The 24,926-nt window shown below is 32.7% G+C and carries 21 protein-coding genes; 9 read left to right on the top strand and 12 right to left on the bottom strand.

All coding sequences use genetic code 11. From position 1 onward, the window contains the following. The 3 genes from SVZ03_16940 to SVZ03_16930 form a co-directional block, all read left to right on the top strand. Positions 1 to 112: IS5/IS1182 family transposase (locus tag SVZ03_16940; GenBank protein MDY6935891.1), on the top strand; the 112-nt coding region annotated here is incomplete at its 5' end. Between the two features lie 194 nt (positions 113 to 306). Further along, positions 307 to 1,740: an MBOAT family O-acyltransferase gene (locus SVZ03_16935; GenBank protein ID MDY6935890.1), complete on the top strand. Its 1,434-nt coding sequence runs from the start codon at positions 307 to 309 to the stop codon at positions 1,738 to 1,740. A gap of 10 nt (positions 1,741 to 1,750) precedes the next feature. Further along, positions 1,751 to 2,707: a hypothetical protein gene (locus tag SVZ03_16930; GenBank protein MDY6935889.1), complete on the top strand. Its 957-nt coding sequence runs from the start codon at positions 1,751 to 1,753 to the stop codon at positions 2,705 to 2,707. Between the two features lie 187 nt (positions 2,708 to 2,894). Here SVZ03_16930 and SVZ03_16925 read toward each other — a convergent pair whose 3' ends face one another. From SVZ03_16925 to SVZ03_16895, 7 genes are all read right to left on the bottom strand, one after another. Continuing rightward, positions 2,895 to 4,334: a polysaccharide biosynthesis C-terminal domain-containing protein gene (locus SVZ03_16925; GenBank protein MDY6935888.1), complete on the bottom strand. Its 1,440-nt coding sequence runs from the start codon at positions 4,332 to 4,334 to the stop codon at positions 2,895 to 2,897. Positions 4,335 to 4,350: 16 nt separating this feature from the next. Continuing rightward, positions 4,351 to 6,318, bottom strand: coding sequence for a beta-galactosidase (locus tag SVZ03_16920; protein MDY6935887.1), 1,968 nt, complete (start codon positions 6,316 to 6,318; stop codon positions 4,351 to 4,353). Positions 6,319 to 6,392: 74 nt separating this feature from the next. Continuing rightward, positions 6,393 to 7,553, bottom strand: a complete 1,161-nt coding sequence (locus SVZ03_16915; protein ID MDY6935886.1) for a glycosyltransferase family 4 protein — start codon at positions 7,551 to 7,553, stop codon at positions 6,393 to 6,395. A 436-nt stretch (positions 7,554 to 7,989) separates the two neighbouring features. Then, positions 7,990 to 9,249: an SPASM domain-containing protein gene (locus SVZ03_16910; GenBank protein ID MDY6935885.1), complete on the bottom strand. Its 1,260-nt coding sequence runs from the start codon at positions 9,247 to 9,249 to the stop codon at positions 7,990 to 7,992. Positions 9,250 to 9,414: 165 nt separating this feature from the next. Further along, positions 9,415 to 10,131 carry a nucleotidyltransferase family protein gene (locus SVZ03_16905; GenBank protein MDY6935884.1) on the bottom strand — a complete coding sequence of 239 codons (717 nt, stop codon included), beginning with the start codon at positions 10,129 to 10,131 and terminating at the stop codon, positions 9,415 to 9,417. A 240-nt stretch (positions 10,132 to 10,371) separates the two neighbouring features. Further along, positions 10,372 to 11,106, bottom strand: coding sequence for a DUF1698 domain-containing protein (locus tag SVZ03_16900; GenBank protein MDY6935883.1), 735 nt, complete (start codon positions 11,104 to 11,106; stop codon positions 10,372 to 10,374). Positions 11,107 to 11,208: 102 nt separating this feature from the next. Beyond that, entirely contained in the window at positions 11,209 to 12,246 is a 1,038-nt protein-coding gene (locus tag SVZ03_16895) for a GDP-mannose 4,6-dehydratase (GenBank protein ID MDY6935882.1), read from the bottom strand. A 448-nt stretch (positions 12,247 to 12,694) separates the two neighbouring features. On the opposite strand from SVZ03_16895, the gene SVZ03_16890 reads away from it, so the two are divergent. From SVZ03_16890 to SVZ03_16870, 5 genes are all read left to right on the top strand, one after another. Further along, positions 12,695 to 14,086, top strand: a complete 1,392-nt coding sequence (locus tag SVZ03_16890; GenBank protein MDY6935881.1) for an MBOAT family O-acyltransferase — start codon at positions 12,695 to 12,697, stop codon at positions 14,084 to 14,086. 113 nt (positions 14,087 to 14,199) lie between these two features. After that, positions 14,200 to 15,273, top strand: coding sequence for a hypothetical protein (locus SVZ03_16885; protein ID MDY6935880.1), 1,074 nt, complete (start codon positions 14,200 to 14,202; stop codon positions 15,271 to 15,273). Positions 15,274 to 16,165: 892 nt separating this feature from the next. Continuing rightward, positions 16,166 to 17,473, top strand: coding sequence for a hypothetical protein (locus SVZ03_16880; GenBank protein ID MDY6935879.1), 1,308 nt, complete (start codon positions 16,166 to 16,168; stop codon positions 17,471 to 17,473). Between the two features lie 461 nt (positions 17,474 to 17,934). Then, on the top strand, positions 17,935 to 18,465 hold the full coding sequence (locus SVZ03_16875; protein ID MDY6935878.1) for a hypothetical protein: 531 nt from the start codon (positions 17,935 to 17,937) through the stop codon (positions 18,463 to 18,465). A gap of 348 nt (positions 18,466 to 18,813) precedes the next feature. After that, a complete protein-coding gene (locus tag SVZ03_16870) occupies positions 18,814 to 19,227 on the top strand; it encodes a DnaJ domain-containing protein (GenBank protein MDY6935877.1) in 414 nt (137 codons plus the stop codon). Positions 19,228 to 19,452: 225 nt separating this feature from the next. Here the strand turns inward: SVZ03_16870 and SVZ03_16865 are convergent, their stop codons facing one another. The 4 genes from SVZ03_16865 to SVZ03_16850 form a co-directional block, all read right to left on the bottom strand. Next, positions 19,453 to 20,364, bottom strand: coding sequence for a prohibitin family protein (locus tag SVZ03_16865; GenBank protein MDY6935876.1), 912 nt, complete (start codon positions 20,362 to 20,364; stop codon positions 19,453 to 19,455). 112 nt (positions 20,365 to 20,476) lie between these two features. Further along, positions 20,477 to 20,614, bottom strand: coding sequence for a hypothetical protein (locus tag SVZ03_16860; protein MDY6935875.1), 138 nt, complete (start codon positions 20,612 to 20,614; stop codon positions 20,477 to 20,479). Beyond that, positions 20,589 to 21,788 (bottom strand): aminopeptidase, encoded by a 1,200-nt coding sequence (locus SVZ03_16855; GenBank protein MDY6935874.1) that lies wholly within the window; start codon positions 21,786 to 21,788, stop codon positions 20,589 to 20,591. Before SVZ03_16855 ends, SVZ03_16860 begins: the two co-directional genes overlap by 26 nt. 195 nt (positions 21,789 to 21,983) lie before the next feature. Continuing rightward, positions 21,984 to 23,078, bottom strand: a complete 1,095-nt coding sequence (locus tag SVZ03_16850) for a 4Fe-4S binding protein (protein MDY6935873.1) — start codon at positions 23,076 to 23,078, stop codon at positions 21,984 to 21,986. A gap of 491 nt (positions 23,079 to 23,569) precedes the next feature. On the opposite strand from SVZ03_16850, the gene SVZ03_16845 reads away from it, so the two are divergent. Next, positions 23,570 to 24,322: a ParA family protein gene (locus SVZ03_16845; GenBank protein ID MDY6935872.1), complete on the top strand. Its 753-nt coding sequence runs from the start codon at positions 23,570 to 23,572 to the stop codon at positions 24,320 to 24,322. Positions 24,323 to 24,393: 71 nt separating this feature from the next. Here SVZ03_16845 and SVZ03_16840 read toward each other — a convergent pair whose 3' ends face one another. After that, positions 24,394 to 24,813, bottom strand: a complete 420-nt coding sequence (locus tag SVZ03_16840) for a cyclic nucleotide-binding domain-containing protein (GenBank protein MDY6935871.1) — start codon at positions 24,811 to 24,813, stop codon at positions 24,394 to 24,396. Positions 24,814 to 24,926: the final 113 nt, after the last annotated feature.

Raw genomic sequence — 24,926 nt, 5'->3', positions numbered from 1 at the left:
TCGATTCCGGAGGATTCTTGTTCGATGGGAAAAAAGAGCTGATACTTTTCTTGCAATGTTGCACATCGCATGCGGAATCATTACATGGAGAGCAACTGGCCTACTGGAATAGGCTCTAAGTAAACAATTGATTGGTAATATATTAGCGTACCGAATCTTAAAATCCCTCATCTCTGGTGGTGATTGTTGGCTATATGTAAAAATTAATTAGGCAAGCAAATGTTATTTAATTCAATACAATTTATTATTTTTTTCCCGATCGTGGTTATTATATATTACTGTATACCTCATAGATGGCGGTGGTTTTTGTTGTTGGTAGCGAGTTGCTATTTTTATATGGCTTTTACACCCTATTATATTTTTCTCATAATGGCTGCCATAATAGTTGATTATATTATTGGTATTTTAATAGAAACTTGCAGAGAGCAGGGGAAAAGTAATACAAAGTTATTGTTGGGGATTGGGTTTTTTTTCCCTCTTTTGATACTTTTTGTTTTTAAATATTATAATTTTTTTAATCAGAGTATCATCGATATCGCAAAATTTCTTAACCTGAATTACAGCCCTAATATATTGAATCTGATTTTGCCGGTAGGAATTTCCTTTTATACCTTTCAGACTTTAGGCTATGTTATTGACGTCTATCGTGGGAATCAGAAGGCGGAGAGACATCTAGGCATATTTTCGGTGTATGTGATGTTTTTCCCTCAATTGGTAGCTGGACCAATTGAGAGGTCGAGGAACTTACTGCAGCAGTTTTATGAGAAACATTCATTCGATTATAAAAGAGTCACAGATGGCTTGAAATTAATGGCCTGGGGATTCTTTAAGAAGATGGTTATTGCGGACAGGATAGCGGTAGTGGTTAATGAAGTATATAATAATCCGGGAAATTATACAGGTATTCATTTTATAATAGCCACGATATTTTTTACTTATCAGGTATATTGCGATTTTTCCGGTTATTCGGACATTGCAATTGGCGCTGCCCAGGTGATGGGTTTTAGGTTAATGGAAAATTTTCAACGCCCATATTTTGCGAAGTCGATTCAGGAATACTGGAGGAGGTGGCATATTTCTTTGACTTCGTGGTTTAGGGATTATGTTTACATCCCATTGGGCGGGAATAGGGTAGTTAGATGGCGTTGGTATTTTAATGTATATGTTGTCTTTTTAATAACTGGTTTATGGCATGGAGCGAATTGGACATTTATTATATGGGGAGCGCTTCATGGACTCTATTCTTTATTTTCAATAATGACAAGAAATATAAGGGCGAGGGCAACCAGGTTTATTAGCATAGATAGAGTCCCGATGATAAAAAAGATATGGCAGGTTGGAGCAACATTTAGTCTTGTTAATTTTGGATTTATATTATTTCGATCTAATAGCATATCAGATGCATATTATATAATAACCCATTTATTTTCAGGGATAGATAAATTATTTTATGCAATAATGAGTTTTGATTATCAAATGATAAAAAAACTAGTTATCGTTACAGATACAAATGCTTTAGGTATTAAACCTAGTAAATTATTCCTACCAGAGATGTTCATTGCTATTCTGGCAATTATTATTATGGAGTCTGTTCATCTCATTCAGAGAAAGGGAAGTGTAAGATATTTGCTTTCACAAAAGTCGGCTTTTTTAAGATGGAGCATCTATTATCTATTGCTGTTGAGCATTATATTTTTTGGAATAAACACGCAAAATCCGTTTATCTATTTTCAATTTTAGTTATAAAATAATGAAAAAGCTGCTCATAAAATTATTATTTATATCCCTATTGATAACAATTACTTGTATTGGAATCTGGATTTTACCAGGTAACTATATTTCCGATTTAGCTATACTTATCAATAAAATAAATATGTTACAATCGAAAGATACTCCAAGAATTGTATTTATAGGCGGCAGCAATTTGCTTTCATTAGATAGCCCCCTTATTGAAAGGGAATTAAAATATCTGAATTACTCTGTGGCGAACATGGGATTGTTCGGTGCTCTTGGTATAAAGCATTTACTTAATAATATAAAACCTTATTTAAGACCCCATGATGTGCTTATTATTATTTCTGAATATGGCGTTCTTCTTCGTAAAGAGGAGGAGACAGAAGAGGATAAAAAATTAAGGAAGTATTATTTTTTAATTTCACCAAAGAAAAATATTTCAAGATATTTCATTAATAATCAATATTACACTTTACCTCGGGATATTTTTGAATTATTGGGGCTTAAGATAAAAACCTATTTGAGAAATACAATAGAATTAAATTACACCCAAATATTTGAAAATGGGAGAAGAAATTATAAAAAAAATTATAACGAATATGGGGATAGAATAAATCCTTATCAAATTATACAACCATTGCTAAGTAGTGGAGTGATTTATACTTTTTCTGATGCATCTATTATGAATAATATATTATTCATAAATAATATCTGTGATAGTTTATTGGAAAATAATGTTAAAGTTTTATTGTTTTTACCACCTTTCCCTTATGAAGAGTACAATCTAAACAAAAAAATAATTAATAATTTATATGATAATCTAATAAAATACTTAACAATTCCTGTTATTGGTACTACAAATGATTCTCTCTTTCCAAGAGAATACTTTGCAGATTCTATATACCATCTTAATGTAAAAGGGGAATCCCAAAGAACTAGAAAGCTAATAGCTAAATTAAAGGAGGTTCTATAACGTAATATATTTATTTTCCCTCCTTATAATTATTTCAATAAATAGGGAATGGGATATAGGGATGAAATCCCTATCCTTAGGGAGTGTATCATTCCGGCTGGTCGAGTAGCAAAATGTCGAAATCTAAATTAATGAACAGTGTGTTTATGGGAAAGTATAAAAACTCTTCTAAAGTAACGACTAAACTTCATCTTTCAAATGTAAAAAGCATTCTTTTAATGTTCATTACCTCTTTTATTGTATAACCACGAATAATAAGAACAAAAAATATCATAATTATTATTCCAATAAGAGCCCTTAAAACATAAAAAATTGATGAATAATGCAAAAATATCCCCATAGGAATAACAGTTATAGCAGCAATAATAAAATGTTTTAAAATTTTTACAGGATAAATTTTTCGAAAATAATATACATAAAAGACTATCCCCACTATCTCTGTTAAGACAGTTGCAATAGAAGAACCTATAATCCCCATGGGAGGAATAAGTATAAAGTTCCCAATAATATTTGCACACAATTGGATTATTATTATCCCAAGAAGTGTTTTTTCTTTATGTGCTGAAAGTAATCCGCTATGAAGTGGGGCGTTGATTGTTATAAAGAATAAGGAAATCATGAGTATTCTAAAACATAAAATACTTTCATGATAATTTTCCAGATTATAAAAAATATCTAAAAATGGTACAGCTAATATAATAAAGATAACAGTTACCCCATATCCAGAGAAAATTATAAATTTAATATATGCATCAAAATACTTTGTATAATTTTCAAGGCTGTTTTTGTAATTTTCAAATAGGATAGGATTCATCAGATTAAAAAATATCGCAAAAAACTGAATAATCATAAACATCGCTCTATAGGCAGCACTATACAAACCTACGGCAATATCATCTTTCATAAATTCAAGCATAAAGACATCAAAATAATGTATCATCATTATTGTTATCTGAATAAATCCGACAACAATTCCGCTTGTAATGAATTTCTTCCACAAAGTTGTATTAATATGAGCTTTCCATTTACCATAAAATTTCAAAAAAAAGAGATTATGCAATAAAGCTGTTATAGCATTAATTGAGAGGATAATGAGGCCAACATTTATAAGATCATCAGAAGTTTTCACAAACGTGAGTGCTAAAAAATAATTTATTGCCTGAGTAATTATTGTTACTATTGAAGGAAACTCTAATCGCTTTGTAGCCTCAAAAACAGACTGTGCCGAGAAGGGAGAAACCAATATAGTTGCGGAAAATACTACTAATATCCATCCAAAGTTATTAAATTTAGGAACAAAGATCATCGGCGAGAGCATTATTATAACTGCGGACAAACTGAGGAGTATTTTTAACGGGACAAGAGCACCAAATATTTCATTCAGGCTTTTCTTATCCGTGGTTATCGATCTTATTGCAACAATATCCATCCCAAGTGAACAGAGAAGCAGGAAATAAGTAGTATAGATTAAAAGGAAATTAAACTTTCCAAATCCATCAACTGAAAGGACTTGAGAGTAATGAGATATGATGAGAATATTGATTATTGCATTAAATGCTGAGGAGAATATTTTGAAGAAGAAATTTTTTACAAACTTTTGAAGCTCATTTAATTGTATTTTGAACACAATAACAATTTCAGTCTTATTTTTCCACTTCTATTGATACAATAGTGTCTGGTTCAATATCAATATAAGAATTTGATTTTATATAGGAAGGGAATAAGGTTAGATTTTTTTTTATTGAAAGATCATTTGAGTTATAGAGAATTATTTTATCATTAAAATAAGTGGTGTAAACGTTGTCTGATTCAATATCTACAAATAAACTCCCGATGAAGGGATAGTCCGAGTTTTTATTTGCGATTACCTCAATGATAAAATTGATGTAATTCTGTCGGTTATATCCATTAAACCTGATGATACATCCCTGTTTGACCTTAGATAAATTTCCTTTACCCAAGATTGGTTTAAAAGACTTTTTATTATCATCAATATTTGTCATTGAAGTATACTTGGGATATATTAGAATTCCACCATCAGAAATCCATTGAATAATTTCACGCAAGTGTTGGTCTCTCAACCAAGGGCATTGAAATATCACCAAATATTTATTTTTATATAATGCCCCATCACTTATCATGGTTTCGTCTACGAGATCGATATCAATATAATTACGAAGTTGTGAACATGAGCTATAGATATCAGAAATGGATGTTCCAAGTGCAATTGAAGTATTGGGGAACAGCACTGCGGCATCGATAATTGGTTGAGAAGCGGACATATGACTGATGTTATTTATAAGGTTGACCGCTCCTTTGGTAGGCAAGCCAACAGGAAATTCCCTTTGACTGCAGAGATCAACGCCTGTTCCTATAATGTTTTTACAATAAAAACCCCTTGCACCGGAACTAGCAGCATCAAATATTCTTGCAATAACTCCATTTGGACTATTTATCCAAGCCTCTTCGGTAATAAAGTAAGTTTTATAAAACCGGCTGGCTGATGATACAAGTCGTGTCAAAATAAATGATTCGCTGTAATCATCAGTTTGGTTTGTTATACGAATTCCAGTATTATATTTTTTAGCCATTTTTGTTTGCTCAGAAAAGACTGCTCCAGTCCAAGGCGCTCCATCACCTCCAGTGACCAGATATATCTTGGAGCCTGGGAAATGTGTCCTCGCTGTTTTAATCCAGAATTCAGCCCATTTAGTCATTTCATTTTGGTACCATGAGACGAACTCAAGATATTCCTTCCATCTTGATGGGCGGGATAATATCAGAGGATTGGTCATCCATGGCAATCTTTTATGCAATTGGTTGAATATTAGTCTTTTATATTTATGATATCTATACTTAATAAACCTGAGAACTTTCATAGGGTAATTGGGAGCATCTTTGATGTTATATACAATAACCGGAAATGATATATCGGAGAAAGTGCTATAACTGGTATGATATTCATGATTTAATGCTTTGATATTCCCATACTTATTCTTTAGATAATTCTGATAGCTTTCATAGGCATAATTATCCCCACACCACCATCCTTGATGAGTATGAAAACCGCCCCTGAAACCACCGGTTACAGGAAAGATTGCTTCCCCCCAGTTACCGCTTATACCAAGAAGAATGCTTTCAATGATATCCTTATCCCTGTAATGCTCTGCAAAAACACCTATGAATCGTTCAACACAGTCAGATAAAAATGGATTCCATATTGACTGTATTTTTGATTTCTCTCCATGCTCAAGACATGTTGCATATATAGATAAATCAGATTCGTGAAACCATTCTGGGATCGAATAATTCGGGCCCAGGATAAGAAAGGGAACCCATTTTAACCCATATTTTTTTAACTTATCAATTAGCACATCATAGGCGGAAAAATTAAATATCCCACTAACTTTTTCTATTTCCGCCCAGGAAACATAGGATTGCACACTTGTAATGCCTGATCTTTTTGCATATTCAAAAGCTTTATCTTCAAGCAAATGTGGATGAACGTTGCCAATATATTGCCATTGCTGAATTATTTCTATGCCATCATTCGCTTTTGGAACGTCTTTTGTCCCATTTATAGTGGATATTACATCTTTCGTATTATTCATGATTAGTTAAATGCAGTTTATGCTGCAAACATAATTGGATTTATATCCCTCTCGGGGATTGGGTTGCATCTGCTTTAAAAAATCTTAGAAGAGGTCTTCGCCTCATTAATAGACTTAGAATATATCTCAACCATTTTGCTGCAGAAATTATCCCACGTAAGGTTCTCTCTGACAAATCGTTTGCCTTGTTCTGCCATTAAATTGTATCTTTTTTTATCTTTATATATCTTTAATATAGCCTCAATATAATCTTCTGTCACTATCCCAATATTTTCACGTTCAATTATATATGATGATGTCATTTCGGTTGATACAATAATAGGCTTGCCTGCAGATAGCATTTCAAATGGACTCAGCCAGCCGCCTTGTGATTTTATTGGATGTATCATAAGGTCAGAGTGATAATAAAGCTCTCGAAGTTCCTCCCTGTTTATATGACCCTTAAAAAGTACATGTGAATCAAGCTTATTCGCTTTTACGTAGTCCTCACATTGCTCTTTATATTTTTGATCAAATCCACCTCCTGCAAGTATAAGAAGAATATTTGGAATCGTATCCTTTAACTGAGCAATTGCTCGCAAGCTTTCAAGCTGATTTTTAAAAGGAGTGAACATCCCAACATGCAATACTACAAATTTGTTTAAAAAATCTTTATCCCAATTTACATCTTCACCTTTTGAGAAATAATCGTAATCAATGCCATAATGAATTACACAAGGAAGAAATCTATATATATTCATAAATCTTTGTGCGTTGTATTCATCTGAAACAACCGCATGCTTAATATTTTTTTTCAGGAAGACTTTTTCATATAAAAATAATTTATTGTAATAATATTTAATTTTCAAAGAATACTTTTTAAAATCATCATGGCTAATTGTCAGATATAATTCTGGTTCATTACACATCCATACAACTGGTTTAGAGCTTTTCATTGCCGCAACTTCAGTCGGGAAATTATGGGGATTAATTATATCATACTTCCCTTCATGCTTTCTAAGCCCCTTTTTCAAAGCTTTTATCTCGTTTTGGATAACCTTAGTTTCATTCCTCAGCTTATGTTTTTCAATAATTACTTCAGTTTCGGTTAAATCTGACTCTATTTCAGGTATCATGTGTGTGGTTAGAATAGAATTTTTTATTCCATTACGAGTAAGATAGTTGCAAAGACGTACTAAAAGCACCTCACCTCCACCATAAACGTAGAATTTTGGATATATAATTAAAACTTTCATAACTATTTTATTTCTGTTGTCGCTTTATTAGATTAGTAATTTCAAAAAATTGTCACCAACCTCAAGCCGTTGGATGGTTACATTTACTTCAGCTAAACTCACTATAAGTATTTTATTACTTTTATCAATCATCAGTTTTAGTTGGCAATCTGAGCATATCACATAAGGTAACTTCTCAAAAAACAGCACACGCATGGCTTTCTGTACACAAGGCGTCTGGAATAATATATATTATTGAGCTTTGGTTTAAAACCTGGTCTAACGAAGTATAAAAACTCAAAATTATATTTTCTCGATCCAGGTCTTGCTTGTTATTGCACAGGTATAAACTAAAGCAGCTACTTTCGCAATTCTCCCATGCAGAGTGGTATATTTGAAATCCATGTTCTATCCCAAATACTACGATGGAATGCAAATATCGGATGAAGTCCTATAGTTATTTATCCTTATGAACATCCCATATGCCGTTTTTCGCTATTCTATGCTTTGTCCTAAATGCTCTGCAACCAACGCAGAGTGTTGGAACTGGTTTATCCGGATCATTTACCATACTTCTGAATTTCAAATAGTATTCATTTTCCCAGATATTTATAAAATTGTCATTTAAAACATTGCCGAAAGAATACTTTCGTAAATGCGGTCTATTGTTTGACATCATTACTGCACAGCAGGGAAGCACGTACCCCGGCATCATAATATATGGTTCAAGCCAGGCTATGCATTGTTCAATAGGAGGATTGCTAGGCTCCTCAGCATGGCTAAACTGAAACTCAATACCATCTCTCCTTTTCATTAACTCATCAACAATTGATTGAGGTATCTTTTCGATATAATACTTATTTATCTCTTTAAAGTTGAGTAATCCTGTAAATTCCACCATTGTTGAAGAGCCACCCCACTCGGTTTGCGAAGCGATAGAATTAATTAAATCTAAAAATAGGGGAAGTTCATGAACATTTTTATTAATAATTATATAACGAAATGAAAGGTGAGGGAAAGGGGTGTTGTTCCTTTTTTTATATTGAATTATACTTTTGAGATTATTTATTACATTATCATAATTGCAGCCTATCTTAATTGATTCATAAGTCTCCTTAGTCGCAGCGTCCATTGATATATATATTCCATGGATATATGGGAATACCTCCTTTTGCAGTTTTTCAATTGATATATCATCGAGATGATCAACAAGCCATATAGAAGATTTATGTTTTTCCCATAGATATTTTACCATTAGTGGATAATCTTTGTTTAAAAATGAAGATCCCTCACCGGTTAGATTTGCCCAACGAATGACAGGGAACTGATTAATAATATGTTTAAATTCATCGAGCTTTAGATGCCTTTTCACCTGAGCATCCTTTGACCAATAGATATATTCGCATATTATACATTTTTTATTACATACCGTTGTAGTTTCCATTTCTATGTTGCGAGGAATTGGGATCTTGTCAGGATATTTAATTAATTTTCGATGAAGGCCTAGATGAAAGCCCTCACCAGTCGGCACATAAAGCTTAGTGAAAATAAAATTATATAAACTCTTTAGCTGAAAATGTTTCAACAAATACAAATAACTGCTAAAATCTCTAAACGTACGCTTTATATGTAGAGCTTTAATGAATTTATCACCAAAAAGCATACGATTTAAATCTAAAAGTACTACGTCATTTATGATATTATTCTTATTAATCATTCTCTTACCTTCAATATTTTGATTTTCAAATGGTTTGACAGTAATATTTTTCTATCACCTGATTATTGTATAACCTAGCGGAGTTGCAATCAAATGGATGGATGTTACGCCGCCGTCAAAAGAAGAGGGAAACATCGATTAGTTATTGTTATTTTAGAATAGATATTATAAAAGACTTTCTGCTAATTCAATATCATCTTTGGTGTTAATATTAGTATACTTATCGCATATTATAAACGATTTTACTAAATTGCCATCATCAATCGCACATTGTATTAAGTCGGGCAATTCCTTTTCGTTTCGCTCATGATGAATTGGTGTGACATCTATATAATCAAAAATAGCATTCTTGAAAACACAATCGCCAGTGCCCATATAGTTATTTAAAGGATTACGCGGTTTCTCAATAAGACGATGAATTCTATTATTATCATCCTGAATCAGGGTATATGTCCTTTTTATCAAATTTTTATCATCTACCCACAAGATACCGCATAAAACAAAAACCTCACCCTTATTAAATTCCTCGAGCATTTCTCTATGCCTTGGATTTAATAAAATTTCATCTCCCAATAATAACATAAAATCATCGCCATCAATTGTATCTTTAGCGCATTCAATCGCGTGAACCAATCCCTTCTGCTCCCATTGAATAACATACTTAAGCTTTTTGGTTTTATATCTATTGCCATAAACATTTATTATCTCTTCTGCTCTGTATCCTACAACGATAACGATCTCATCAACATCGGTATTTACTGCATAATCCAAACTAAATTCAATTACATGTCTGCCGTTGACCTTGATCATGCATTTATTTTTATTAGCAGAAAGTTCATCAAGCCTTTTGCCTCTACCTCCAACCAATAACAGGGCTTTCATAATAATATCTACTCCATGAATGGCGTTCCTGCAAAAAGTCAATTTTTATAATATCGATACTGATTACTGTCAATTACAGGCGATTATAGCCAAATATGGAACACAAAATTTTGTCAAAAGTAATTTTTGCAGTAGCGCCATGAATGTGTTATAATATCTTCAGTTAGTATCCTGTTAATACGGATTAATCGCTATTTAATTGAGACAAGTCGGTTCTCCATAATAAACCGGCGATAATAATTATTTATAAGCACATATTATAATGCGACCAAACAAATGCAACCTAAAATTAATTAGTGTTTTTATAGATGTTTTTAAACCAGCGGGAGTTTTATGCAAAATTTCAATTTTATTAAAACCAACATCCTTTAGCATTCCTTTCAAACTCTTTGTGTTGGGTATAAACCAATTCGTTGGGTCCTGATTATAGCTATCACCTTCAGTGTAGTATAAATAAGGGCCTGTGGCAAAGGTATTTAACCATTCTGTTTCAACAATTAAAAAATCCTTAGTTACTTCAGATATCTTTTCTAGAGCTAATAGTGGGTGTTGTAAATGATATAAAACTCCCAGAAACAAAACTATATCAAAGGTACCTATTTTTTCTTTTGTTATATCATATACATCTAAATTAAGAAATTGAACTTTGGAATTTAATATTGCTTTACAAGTTTCAAATCCCATGTTTCCTATATTTGCGTATTCTTTCTCATCCGGCCTCTGCATTCTTTCACAATTATCTATAGCAAGGACCTCCGCCCCCCTTTTCTCGCATTCAAAGCTATAAAATCCATCCCAAGTACCAATATCCAAAACACGTTTACCACTTAAATCAAGCGGAAGGTTTAGCTTTTCAAATGTCAATAAATTATCCATAACCTTCCCGGGAGTGACGATACCATGGGGCAGAGGTATTGAATGTCCCCAGAAAGGCACTTGGGAGATTTTTTCTTCAATTTCTTCTTTTGTTAACATGCATTTACATTCTCATTATGATTTGATATAGCTTATCTGAAAGTCCCAATGAGGCTTACTTGAAGTATGTTTGTGCATTATCCTTCACAGTACTTAAGATGACTACTCAGATATCTTTTGGAATATTATACGGTTTTCTTTTATCCAATCAACAAGCATCTGTATACCTTGTTCAGGCATAATCTTAGGCTCCCAGTTAAGTTCTTTTTTCGCTTTTGTAATATCGCAGATAAAATATCGCAGGTCTCCATGTCTATCAGGTTCAAATTTAACGTCTGGTTTCTTTTTATTAGTCTTTTCTAATATATCCACACATTCGAGCAGAGATATTGCAGTTTCCTCACCACCACCAATATTGTAAATCCCTGGGGTTTGCTTTTTATAGAATGCATCAAAGGCCTTGCATATATCTGTTGCATATATTATATCACGCACCTGCTTGCCTGTACCGTAAATTGTTAATGGCCAACCAAGAATGCTTCTTATTGCAAAGTTCGCCACCCAACCGTGATCTTCACCTCCAAACTGCCTTGTCCCGTATATTCCGGTAAGGCGAAAGCTTGCAACCTTTAGATTATATGTATCAATATAAACCCTTGCATATATATCACCTGATGCTTTTGATGCATGAAGGGGGGTTATTATGCCTTCCAGTGTTGGGTGGTTTTCATCAATTCCAATTGGTTCTCTAACATATTTATTATCTTTTTCAGTCAATGTCTCATTTATCTTATTACCGTAAACATGTATTGTCGCGCAGATGGCGACTGGTATTTTCATTTTCCTTGCAGTTTCAAGAACATTAAATGTACCCATTACATTCGTTGTGATATCCAACTCAGGATCTTCCCAGCTTATTGTCATTGCAGGTTGTGCAGCAGTATGAATGATGTAATCACAACCCTGAGAATAATCCATTAACTCTTCAGCATTTCTGACATCCGCTTTAACAGTTTTAACCCCAATGCTATTTAAAAAGTCCCAATTATAATTTCTTGCAACCTCTTCTGCAAATCCTGTACGTTTTAGTTCATGTTTAGTCATATTGTCATAAGAAATAACCTCATCGCCCTTCTTTGTATAGAATTCACAAACATGTGATCCCAAAAATCCACATCCGCCTGTAACTAGAACTTTCATCCTACTCCTCATATAATTATCTACTATAAAGTTTTCCTCATTTATATATTATATATACAATATTTTCGAAAATAGTCCTCCTCACCTCTCGTTGGAAAAGGATATTTTTCTATATCTTTCGCAATAGTCATTAGACTTCTAAAATTACATGTCAAGAATAAAATTTATTATTGCCAAATTCGTTAATACAACTCAATAAAAGTATAGTATCCTCCACCGTCAGCGGGGGATTCAATAACAACAAGTCTTCGTTCCACTCTTTTTAGGAATGATTGAAGCCGCCGCCTTTGGCAGTAGTGACTGGTTGATGAAAAATTCGAGAATTTTATTAGATGAAAAATTGCATTAAGGTTATTATTTTATGAGTTTTAGTTCTATTACATTCTTATTCTATTTCTTTCCATTGTTTATTTTAATATATAATAAAGCTCCTAAAAGATATAGAAATATGATAATACTCTTAGCCAGCTACTTATTCTATATATGGAGTTCCCCGCAGGGTGCAATCGTTTTATTTATCACAACAGTTATCGATTTTATATTAGTAAAATATCTCTATAATTCGAGAACAAAAATCAAGCAGAATATCATTTTAGCTCTATCTGTGATTGGGAATATCACAGTTTTAATATATTTTAAATATTCTAATTTTTTTATATATGAAATTAATAAAATACTAGAAACATTTCACTTTAATCCCCTGGTATGGGAGAATGTAATTTTTCCAATCGGAGTATCATTCTTTACATTTCATAAAATAAGTTATGTGATTGATGTTTATTCTGGTAAAGCAGAGCCAAGTGATAATTTTTTAAACTATGCGATGTATATTGCCTTGTTCCCAAAGCTATTGATGGGGCCAATAATTCGATATCATAATATTGCTACTCAACTAAAAGGTCATGATAATAGTATTGATGACATTTTTGATGGGCTATTTCGGTTTTGTGTTGGATTTGCAAAAAAAGTGTTAATTGCTGATGTATTGGCCGAAGTAGCGGATAAGGTTTTTCAGCTTGATTTTTCTTCAATCACTGTTGGATATGCATGGTTAGGTATGACATGTTATACTTTTCAGATATATTTTGATTTTGCAGGTTATTCTGATATGGCAATCGGTATTGGCAAAATACTCGGTTTTACATTTCAGGAGAACTTCAACAGGCCATACATTTCACAAAACTTTTCTGAATTTTGGAGACGCTGGCATATATCCCTCTCAAATTGGTTTAAAGAATATCTGTATATCCCACTAGGTGGGAATAGGGTCTCCAAATTCAGAAACTATCTAAATCTATGGGTAGTTTTTCTGATATCAGGTTTGTGGCATGGCGCCAACTGGACATTTATAGTCTGGGGTATCTATCACGGTTTTTTCCTTTTTATTGATAAGATAGCCCATTCTTGTAATTTTTCGAAATTTCGATGCGTTAAAATGTTTTGGGGAGAAAGGTTTAAATGGCTAAGCAAGGTTATCAATATATCCTTAACATTTATTCTAGTTATGATCGGGTGGGTTATTTTTCGTTCAGATAATATTACTTTTGCATTTCAATATCTGCAAAGAATTTTTGATTTCACAAATATAAATCAGATATCAACAAATGTAATGCTTGATGATCTGATCAATAATAGAAATATTTTTACATTATTTATAGCCTCATTTATAAGCTTTTTCCCTGATTCAGGTGTAACCAAACTCCAGGGAAAATTTAAAAATAGGATTAATGAATTACAGACTTTTTGGATAAAACAGTGTATAATAATCATTCTATTTGTGCTTTCCTTTGCTTCATTGCTTAACAAAAGCTTTAAACCATTTATTTATTTTAGGTTTTAATAAACGTGAATCGAACTAAAAATATTTCAATAATAATACTTTTTTTCTACTCTTTATACTTAACAGTAACATTATCACTAACAGTAGTTAAGGGATTGGAATGGACTAGAGGTATGAAATTATCTGGAGTTGAGAAGACTACTAAATTTCCATCATTATCAATAGGTCGTTTTTTCACAGGACAATTTCAAAGGGATATTGAAAAATGGTTGTCATACAATATTGGGTTAAGGGCGGCTTTTATAAGAATTGATAATCAAATAAATTATAGTTTTTTTAATTATGTTAGTGCAACACCTTCGATTATTATTGGAAAAGATAAATGGCTTTACTCAACACCCTATATTGATAACTATTATAATAGAGATATAGTGCCAATTTGTGAATTGGAGAAAAAAGCAATTAATATAACAAAATTACAAAAATTGTTGAAATCAAAAGATATCGGTTTTTTATTAATAATCACACCAAATAAAGCCAGCATCTACCCTGAGTATATTCCCGAGTATATAAAGAAGAAATATATAGCTGAAAAGAACGTTAGAAAGAAAAGCAATTATGAGAATATAATTTCATTATTTAATAAATATAAAATAAACTATCTCGATGGGCATAGTTTTTTTATTGAACTAAAAAAGAAAAGCCCATATCCCTTATTCCCCAAAAGTGGTATTCATTGGAGCTACTATTCTGCATATTTCTTTACAGATAAATTTATTTCGACATTAGAGAGGATAATTAATAAAAAATTAACATCTATAAACTTTAAAGATATTGAAATTACCAAGATTCCTTTTGGTTCAGATAATGACATTGCAGAACTGACGAACATAATATTTACTAAATCGTTATACGACAGATATCAATATCCAAAAATTTCATGCCGCAATAATAATGGGAAATTGTTTAAACCTAAGCTGTTATTTGTTGGTGGTAGTTTTCTGAGGAATATTTTTTACTATCTAAATACATGCGATGTATATTCGCAATGCAATTTATATTTTTATTATAACTTAAACAGGACATTACCTCAGCAAACAGATGAAGTAATCGACAAAAAGAATTTGAATTTGTATATGGAAATGTTAAAAAATAATATTATTATAATTGAAGCTAATGAACAAGTTATAAATAACATTGGTTTTGGATTTGTTGAGGACGCGCTTAAGGCTTTTAATAAAAAATAGTGCCCTATTTTCTTATTGACTGCTTAAGATCTATTCTTCAGTATAGTGTTATTGTTAAGTAAATTTTTTTGTCAATTCAACTATGCTGGAAACAAAAAGCAATTTGATAGAAAAAAAATTGGATCTATTCCTCACTACTATAACACCGGAAACTGCTCCTACGGATGCAGAAGATTCGGGATGAATTGTCCTCATTCAAAAGACGCCTGAGTAGTCACGAAATAACAATGAATATTGTAATAATATAATTCAGCATATCGGAATTTGAAGTTTTTATTTTTTCATTAATTATCCCTTTGCGGTTGTGTCACTTATTTATCGGATAAAAAAATATTATATCTATGAATATAAAAATATGAGGAAAACAATTAACCGATTATCTATTACAAAAATAATTTGTATATATTTATTCATATTTATATCAAGCTTAATAATTTTAACATATGTTATGGAATTATGGCAAATCAATTTAAATATTCCATTTCGATACAGCAATGATTACTTTTTATTCGCTGAATGGATTAAAGGAATGATTGATAATGGCTGGTATTTGCATAATGATTTTGTAGGGATGCCATTTGGTCAGGATGTATATGATTTTCCACAGTCTGATAATCTGCATTTTTTATTGATAAAACTGATCTCATTTTTTTTTGATGATGTTTTCATCGCGATAAATTTATTTTTTATATTTACATTTCCTTTGATCGCTGCTGCATCGTTTTATGTTTTCAGAAAGTTTAATTTTTCATTTCTGCTGTCTTTTGTCGGCGCAATCCTTTATACTTTTCTTCCTTATCATCTCTTTAGAAATATAGACCACATTTTTCTATCAGCCTATTACTTGGTGCCGCTAACGATAATGGTGATACTATGGATATTTTCAGGTGAATTGACATTAGTTAAACCAAAAGAAGGTGGAAAAGGATTTTACTTAAGTATAAATCCTAAAGCTATTTTTAGCATTGTAATATGTATATTAGTTGCTACTTCAGGAATATATTATGCTTTTTTTGCTTGTTTCTTTCTTTTAATTGCAGGAACAGCAAGTTATTTTATGGGAAAGAGGTCACCTTCTTTAATCTCTGCAGTTATTCTTATAGTAACAATTACCTGCACAGGTTTAATAAACATTTCTCCAACTTTTATTTATCAGATAAAAAATGGGATTAACAGTGAAGTGCCAAACAGACATTATGGTGGCACTGAAAAATTTGCATTAAAAATATTTCAGATGTTTCTTCCTGTAACCGGACATAGGGTAGACTTATTAGCAGATGTTAAGAACATATATAATGAGAAAGCGCTTATGGTAAATGAAAATGATTGTGCCACATTGGGAGTAATTGGATTTGCAGGATTTATTATATTAATTGCCTTTTTATTGTTTTATCAAAGGAATATTTTAATGGAAAAAGAGAGAATAAAATTATTGAACCATTTAAGCATCTTAAATATCTCTGCGGTTTTACTAGCAACAGTTGGTGGTTTTTGTTCAATAATTTCTCCCCTTGTTGCTTATAGAATTCGTGCATATAATAGAATTAGTGTGTACATTGCTTTTTTTTCATTTATTGCTATACTTGTTCTAATTGAAATTTTGTATAAAAAATATCTTGATGAAAAGTACTATATAAAACTCCCAATCGGTAAGGGGTATAAAAGGATAAATTTATCGAAATTTTTTTTAAACATTTTTGCTATTCTAATACTACTTTTGGGTTTATTTGATCAATCAAGTTTATATTTTATTCATAAACAAGATAAGTACAAATCAGCTTATGAACACGATAAGGAATTTATTCAGAGAATTGAAAAATCAATCCCTGAAAATTCCATGATTTTTCAATTGCCCTACGACTCTTATCCTGGAACTTCAACAGTTCATAATATGGAACATTATGATCATTTTAGATGTTACTTGCATTCAAAAACCTTGCGATGGAGTTATGGAGTAATAAAGGGTAGGAAAGATGATGCATGGCAAAAATCAATTGCATCAAAACCTGTAAAAGAAATGATTAAAATTTTATCTAAAACCGGATTTAATGGAATATATCTTAACAGAAATGGATATATTGACAATGGTATGAAGATAATAAGTGAGATAAAAAATGTTCTTAAGGATAGACCAATTTATAGTAAAAATAACCAGCTTCTTTTTTTTAGTATGATTGATTATAACGTAAGCACTCAATAATAATGAATATGGAAGAAGAAAAGAAGAAGCACTAAGTGCGAGGGAAATACTTCCCATTTTGATTGTAGCTATACTGGATTATTATAATATTCCACATAATTATACTACTATTCTTTATAGCAATATAATTCACTTAATAGCTTGTTTGATAATCCTGCTAGTCTTGCCATCTATACCTGACTTCGTATATTTATCATATAAATTTCTAAATCACAAAATACCTGGATATATGAGGGTTATGTGATATAAAAATATGTTCTTTCAATATATTACTATTATAACAATCAGGAATAGTTGGTAGGTTTAACTGAAATACGCACTATCTATTAAAATTACTCCACTTTTTAAAATACTACTGATAATAAATGTATTGACAGAATTCACACCAATCCCTAATCTACAAAATCATTAGAACTATGAAAATATAATTATGAAATCTAAATATTATTAAGGAGATAGAAATGAAAATATTGGGAATCCTGTTATTGGTTGTTAGTATTATCTTTATATCAACTGATAAATCATACTCAAGGGCGATGGGGGTAAAAGGTGGATATGCTAAAATGATGGATGATTACTCTGATCTAGAATTCGATGATACTTGGACATTGGGTATCCTCTTTGATTTAGGAACATTTATATTCAATTCTCTTAGGTTTAGACCAAGTATAGATTATGTTGAGATGGCAATAGATGATACGGAATTATTTGATGTTTACGCCTTCCACATCGACTGGTACTGGTTTTTTTTGAAAAAAAGCACTGTATCGCCATTCCTTGGATTTGGACCTGCATTAAACTATCTTGATTACGAAGATGACACCACAACTGATGAGGACTCTGATGCTGGAATTGAGGGATTCGGTGGTATTGAATTTGATATAAACGGACCACTTTCCATGATTTTTGAAGTCAGATTTTTATTTCACGATATAGCTGACAGAGATAAAACAATGCTAAAGCTGACTTTTGGTCTATTATATAGTTTTTAATCGAGGGACTCATTTTATACTGCTACAAGTAATAGTATAAAATGAGAAACAAATTTTATTAATAATAATAAGGATAAATACTTAGTAGATAATGTAAGTTACAGTCTATCAAATCCCCTCAGACTAGACCTATACTTTTTATATATTATACAATAGAGAACAATACTATAATAGTAATTAATTCTATACAATATTCTAGCCTATTATATTCAATTATTTGTTTGCTACCACCTCTACTTATCTGAGTTATATAGAAATTAATTTTTTATTAGTATAAAAACGTTGACTATTATTAACAAATAATAATCACAAAATTTATATAATTCCATACACAGGGCGAATAGGAAAATGATCAAAAAGTATCTTCTATGGATAATAGCAATTGCATATTTGCTCAATCCTTTTGATATTGTGCCAGATTTCTTATTAGGTGCTGGATGGATAGATGACCTCTCAATAATAGCTTTAGTTGTATGGTGGATATCCAGAATGAAACGAATTCACAAAACTGGAAGGGCTTCATCGTACTCATATAGAAAGGAGCAACAATCAACCGATAATAAGAGATATCCGGATGATGACCCTTACAAGATACTTGGAATTAAACAAGGAGCCTCAAAGGAAGAGATTAGATCAGCATATAACAGATTGATAGTACAATATCACCCAGATAAAGTTCAACACCTTGGGCAAGAATTTCAGGAGATGGCCCACAACAAATTTATTTCCATTCAGAAAGCCTACGAAACCCTCTTAAGATAATTTTTCTATACAAAAAAATATTTCATACACTCTCTACATAACCAAGGTCAGGGAAATAATCTCTTGAAAAGTTATATAATGCTCATCTCATAGAAAATAGATACCACATAGTTAGCTACAATAAATGAAACAGTATTCGTATACTTAATAATACAGTCCCTTAGAAATCCTGTTACAATAACACTACAATACAATATTACACTAAAATTAATTCCTCTCCATCTATTATTTAGAATTAAGTATCAATGGCATTCCAGTAGCCTTGGGGTTCGTTGGCATTATAACAAATGTTGTATTCTTCGAGTTTACTAATTCCTTATATGCCGCTATCGCCTCGTGTTGAAGATAATTGGGTGTCAGGGTTCTATTTATTATTGACTGAGCCTGTGCAATCCCCTTTGCCTCCTCTACTTTTATCTCTGCATCCTTTATTGCCTTCAACTTCTTATATTCAGCCGCCTCTGCGTCCTGTTGAGCCTTTATCTTCATCTGAACCGCACTCTCAATATTTTCAGGGAGTTTTATATCCCTCAACATTACATTATCAAGCAACACATATTTTTTTGCTAACTCCATCTTTGCATCTTCAAAAATTTTCTTTGATATATCGGTTCTCTCAACATAAAGCTGTTTTACAGTATACTGTGAAACTGTATTTCTGATTGTAGTCCTTAAAGCTGGGAAGATAATGTTCTCTGCCAAAGCTGTAACATCAGCCGCAATTTCCTTATATATTCTATCAATACTTCCAGTATCCACCTTATACCATGTAGTAGTATCAATCCTTACACTCATCCCATCTTCGGTTCTAACCTCAATAACTGTAGTATGTTCCCTAATTCTCTTAGGATATGCATGAATGGTTGCCCACGGTCTCTTCGCATGTACTCCAGGTGAATCAATAGTAGAGTAGAGTTTACCAAATTGTACAAGTACAACCGCCTCGCCTTCATCAACTGTGAACAAAAAGGAATATATTAATATGAATAAACCTATAATTACACCAGCTAATCCTGCAAATTTGCCAAACTCCTTATTGATACCAAATCCTTCCATAATTTGGCCCCCGGCACCTTTGGAATATGCAATAACTAATCCTAAAATAATTATTATTATTGATATTATAAATAGTCCCATAGCATTTCACCTCTCTTTAATTGAATTAATTATTTTTTAGTAAGGTTAAATCGAAGCAAGGGGTTGTCAAGACAAATCTAATAAAACGATAATAAAAGGAATATTCATGTAGTTAATAGATAGATTTCCCTAATTCCCCAAAAGTAATAATCCTTTTTTTCTTACTAAGCTTTACCACACCAAGGGTGGATTGAAAATTTTCAATATTTACTTGAACAAAATCATCAGCATTTGAAAATTCCATCCTCATAGATTACCCTTTTCTCCCCTGAAGTAAGGGAAGCGGTTACCGTCTTTTTCTCAGTATTTACCAAATCCCAATGTAGTGCCGAATCATTAAATCCCAATTTATCCTTTCCATCTTTTTTAAGCATTGATGCATCCCCATCGTATGTATCCAAATAGGATGAGCCTAGAGCGAGATGACAGTTCCCAAAATTACCCCCGTAATTTTCATCATAGAGGGTGCTAGCCATAAATTTATTTATCTTGGAAAATCTTTTATCAGTGAGTGAAAATTCCCCTACCCTGCTTGCTCCAATATCTATTGATAACTGCTTTGAGATAAAATCTTTCCCTTTAGCAGCCTCAACCTTAAACGCTACACCCCTTCTAAACTCAATACGCACATTCTCAACATAATTTCCACTGCGAAAAGATGGCTGATTGGCAAAATATACACCCTCTGTCCCTCTCCAGTCCGGAGAAAGAAAAATTTCAAAACTTGGTATATTATGACCCGAAATTCCAATCCATTTCCTCTTTTTTCCCGGTTTTATTATTAGATTTATGTTTTCTGACTGAATATGAAAATATTCAACATCCAAGCTATTCATTCTTTTTTTGATTGCAGCAGCATCCTTATAAATCTTTTCCCATTCACCAACAGGATCGTCTTTATCCAGATAACAAGCCCTAATGATTTGATCAGAGTACCTCTTCATAGATAGCCCAGCATGCTTTGCTAACTCAGATGTTGGCAGCATACAAAGAGTCCATCCGAAGGTGCCCTCTGCCTCTCTCTTTTCCAGTATGTCACGCAAGGGCTTTCTAGCTAAGATCGCCTTCCCTATCCTTTTCGGATCTATATGGCTGAGATGTGTTAATGACTCTGGGGCATGAAGAAATATACTCCCATTTATACTCTTATATAATTCCTTCTCACTTGGCGCTTGAAAAACAAGCTGATTATTATTGGCCCTCTCAAAAAAATTTCGCTCCATTCTTGATGTCAATCCCATCCGTAGAACAGGATTCATCCCCATTTCAAGAAATCTTGCATGCATGATTTCAGATAACTCAATTGAACCCCTCTCATAACGAATTAAAATAATATCATTCTTTTTAAAATTACCACTCCTCGCGGTTTTCAGAGCCCATAGGAGAACATCTGAATACCTTTCCATTTGTACCTCTGTTAACATCGTTTTCCCTCTTATTTCTTCTTCAGAATTCACTCTGCAGTTCAATAAAGAGACTAAAGAAATAGGATGTTTGCAATAAGCCAAATCTGTTGAATCTGCTGAATGTAAAATACAAAAGCTAACGCTATAACCAAGCTACTGACAAAATAAAATTAACCAATAAGACTAATTGATCCGGACGACTATCCATAAACTCTAGCTATTATCATTGATTAGACCTTTAACATCCTCCATTTGGATCATACCAAGCTCTCGAAAATCCCTCGGAGGATTCTTCTGCTCAGCTCCCAACACGAGTTCAATCGCATTGTTTGTACAGCTTGAAACACAAACCCCACATCCTATACAGCGATCTATATCCATATGTACCATATACTCACTATCATAATAAATAGCATCCATCTGGCAACGTTCTATACAATAGCCACAACCTACACAATTATTTTTTTCAATCCTGGCAAGATAATTACTCGTTGCAGCCATAGAAGGAATATTAGATGATTTAATAGATCGAAGAATTCCGCAGCAACAGATACAGCAATTGCATATAAAATCGATGCGGTCACGAGTGTTATTTGATGTATGAATGAGTCCTGCTTCCTCGCTTCTCTCAAGAACTTGCCGCGCCTCATCACGACTAATCGCTCTCCCGAATCCTCTCTGCACTACGAAACGCGCAAAGGATCCGAACTGTAGACAAACATCATCAGGATGCTGGCAACCCTTTTCTAAGAGTCTCTTTTCATGGCGGCAGTAACATGTAGAGAGCGAGATAGTATCAGCTTCATCTATATACCGATTAGCCATTTCAAATGGGAATATTTCGACATCCGCTTTAATAGTCTTCTCAACTGGAATCACTCTAGCGAATGGTGTTATCTTAATCTTATCTGTGATCACCCGCTCCTGTGCATGGGAATAATCATCAAAAAGCCTAGCCAATTCTCGACTTCTATCATCAACCTCCCCCCGCATAAACTGAAGCTCAAATATACCCGGGATAACCTGAATGATCTTGTACCATTTATCCTCCCCTCGCTGACTGCAGTATATTACACCCTTATCAGCCATTCCATCCAGAATTTTAGCTATCCTTTTGGGATTCTCCTTCATCCGCTGAGCTACATTCTCCGGAGGTTCTGGAGCCATTGGCGATAGGTTAACAGCTACTCGTGCTTCCTCTTCTGTAAAAAGAGCTTTGAGTAATCTATATAATTCAGGGCAGGAATAAAGACCAAAGCTTATTGTACCAAGATGCATGATAAGATCTTCATAAATACCTTCAGTCATTATAATCCTCACATTTTCACTGAATCAATTTATATAATTATAATCCATTCCATATCTATTTTTATTATTAACAATTCAGTAGAGATCATGAACATTCACCAACTTCATTGAATTACAAATACCATTACCTACTCTAGGCTAGATAAGTCATATCACTTCAAAAGTCAAGAGAAACAATTTAAAATATACAATTTGGACTTGAATTTCATCCCTTACCCTTATGCAAGAATTGCTTTAACATCTAAAGCAACACAAAAACTATTATCAATATTTATGTTTCACAAAATGATAAATTACCTTTTTTGGTTGATTTTTATTAAACCCATATTATAAGAGTAAAAAAACAGGAATAATATAAATTCTGAATATACTAATCCAATAACGCAAATTAAAGCTACTTATATGTTTCGTCTGTTTATTATTCATGTTTTAACTATAATTGAAAAGAGGCTTATCTAATTTTGAGTTGAGAAATGCATAGGGGAATATGAGTGAGAATAATATCAATCTCCAATAATAAGGGCGGAGTAGGCAAGACCACCAGCACCGTTAACATTGCAGCGGGGCTGCAATTGCAGGGGAAACGAGTTCTTGTGATTGATATTGATCCTCAAGCTCAGTCCACCTATCACTTTGGCATTAAATCTAAGGAATTAAAATATAGCATCTTTGATGTAATCAAGGGCGATATATCCTTTGAAGAGACACTGATTGACCGATATGGACTTCATATCCTACCATCCTGTTTAGAGCTTAGAGGAATTGAATTTCTACCAATTCCCGCAAAAGAGTACTTGCTCAAGGACTCACTGGAAGACCTGCAGGGTTATGATTATGTATTGATTGACTGTCCTCCATCGCTTGGAACCTTAACCCTTAACTCCCTCTGTTATGCTAAAGAGATATTTATTCCTGTACAACTTCAATTCCTGCCCTTTCATGGTATGTACAATCTATTTGAAGCAGTGCAGCTTGTAAAAAAGAGGCTAAATAAGAATATTGAGGTTACTGGCATCATCGGAACGATGTACAATGCCAGAAAGATTATTAACCGAGAGGTAATAGATGAAATAAAAGAACGCTTTCCTGGTAAACTTTTTGATACGGTTATCAGGGAGAATGTTTCTCTACAGGAAGCCCCGAGTTGGGGACAAACAATATATGAGTATAAAACTGATAGTAATGGGGCTATTGATTATATGAACCTAACAAGAGAAATATTAAAACAACAAGAGAAGAATTGACATCTCAATGATTATATAAATTACACTAACTTCCCACCATAGACCTACAGAGTTATCCGATAGCAAAAGACCTAATCAACAAAATAATGCAGACCAGACACATCTCTCATAAACTTATATTTGTTAAGTTCTTTGAATTCATTCACGAGAATTTCATTCGTCCTTGCCAATCGCAAGGCCAGAATATGAACCATTTTAGCAGCAAATGTGGGATTCACCATAAGGAACGCCTTTAATTGCTTAATATTATCAATATATGCAAGCTTTACATCCCCATCGGCAGTTGCGGTTGCACTCCTGGGTGTATTATTAAAGAGTGACATTTCTCCAAAGAAATCACCCCTCTTCAAATTTGCCACTATAATCGATTCATCCCCATCAGATAGTGATATCTTTACATTCCCTTCTAAAATTATATACATCCGTTTATCCAGTCTTCCTTCTCTAATAATCCTCTCACCTTTCTGAAAATACATTATTTTCTTGGGCATTGCTCCACTCTTACTCACACGCAAATGAAAATTCCTCTTGATATGAATCTACTATATTTATTATCCCTTGAAATTTATCTGTTATTATAATAATAACACTGCAATTGACTGGC

This window comes from Spirochaetota bacterium, assembly GCA_034190085.1.
GTDB lineage: Bacteria > Spirochaetota > UBA4802 > UBA4802 > JAFGDQ01 > JAXHTS01.
This window is presented reverse-complemented; position numbering and strand designations above follow the sequence as displayed.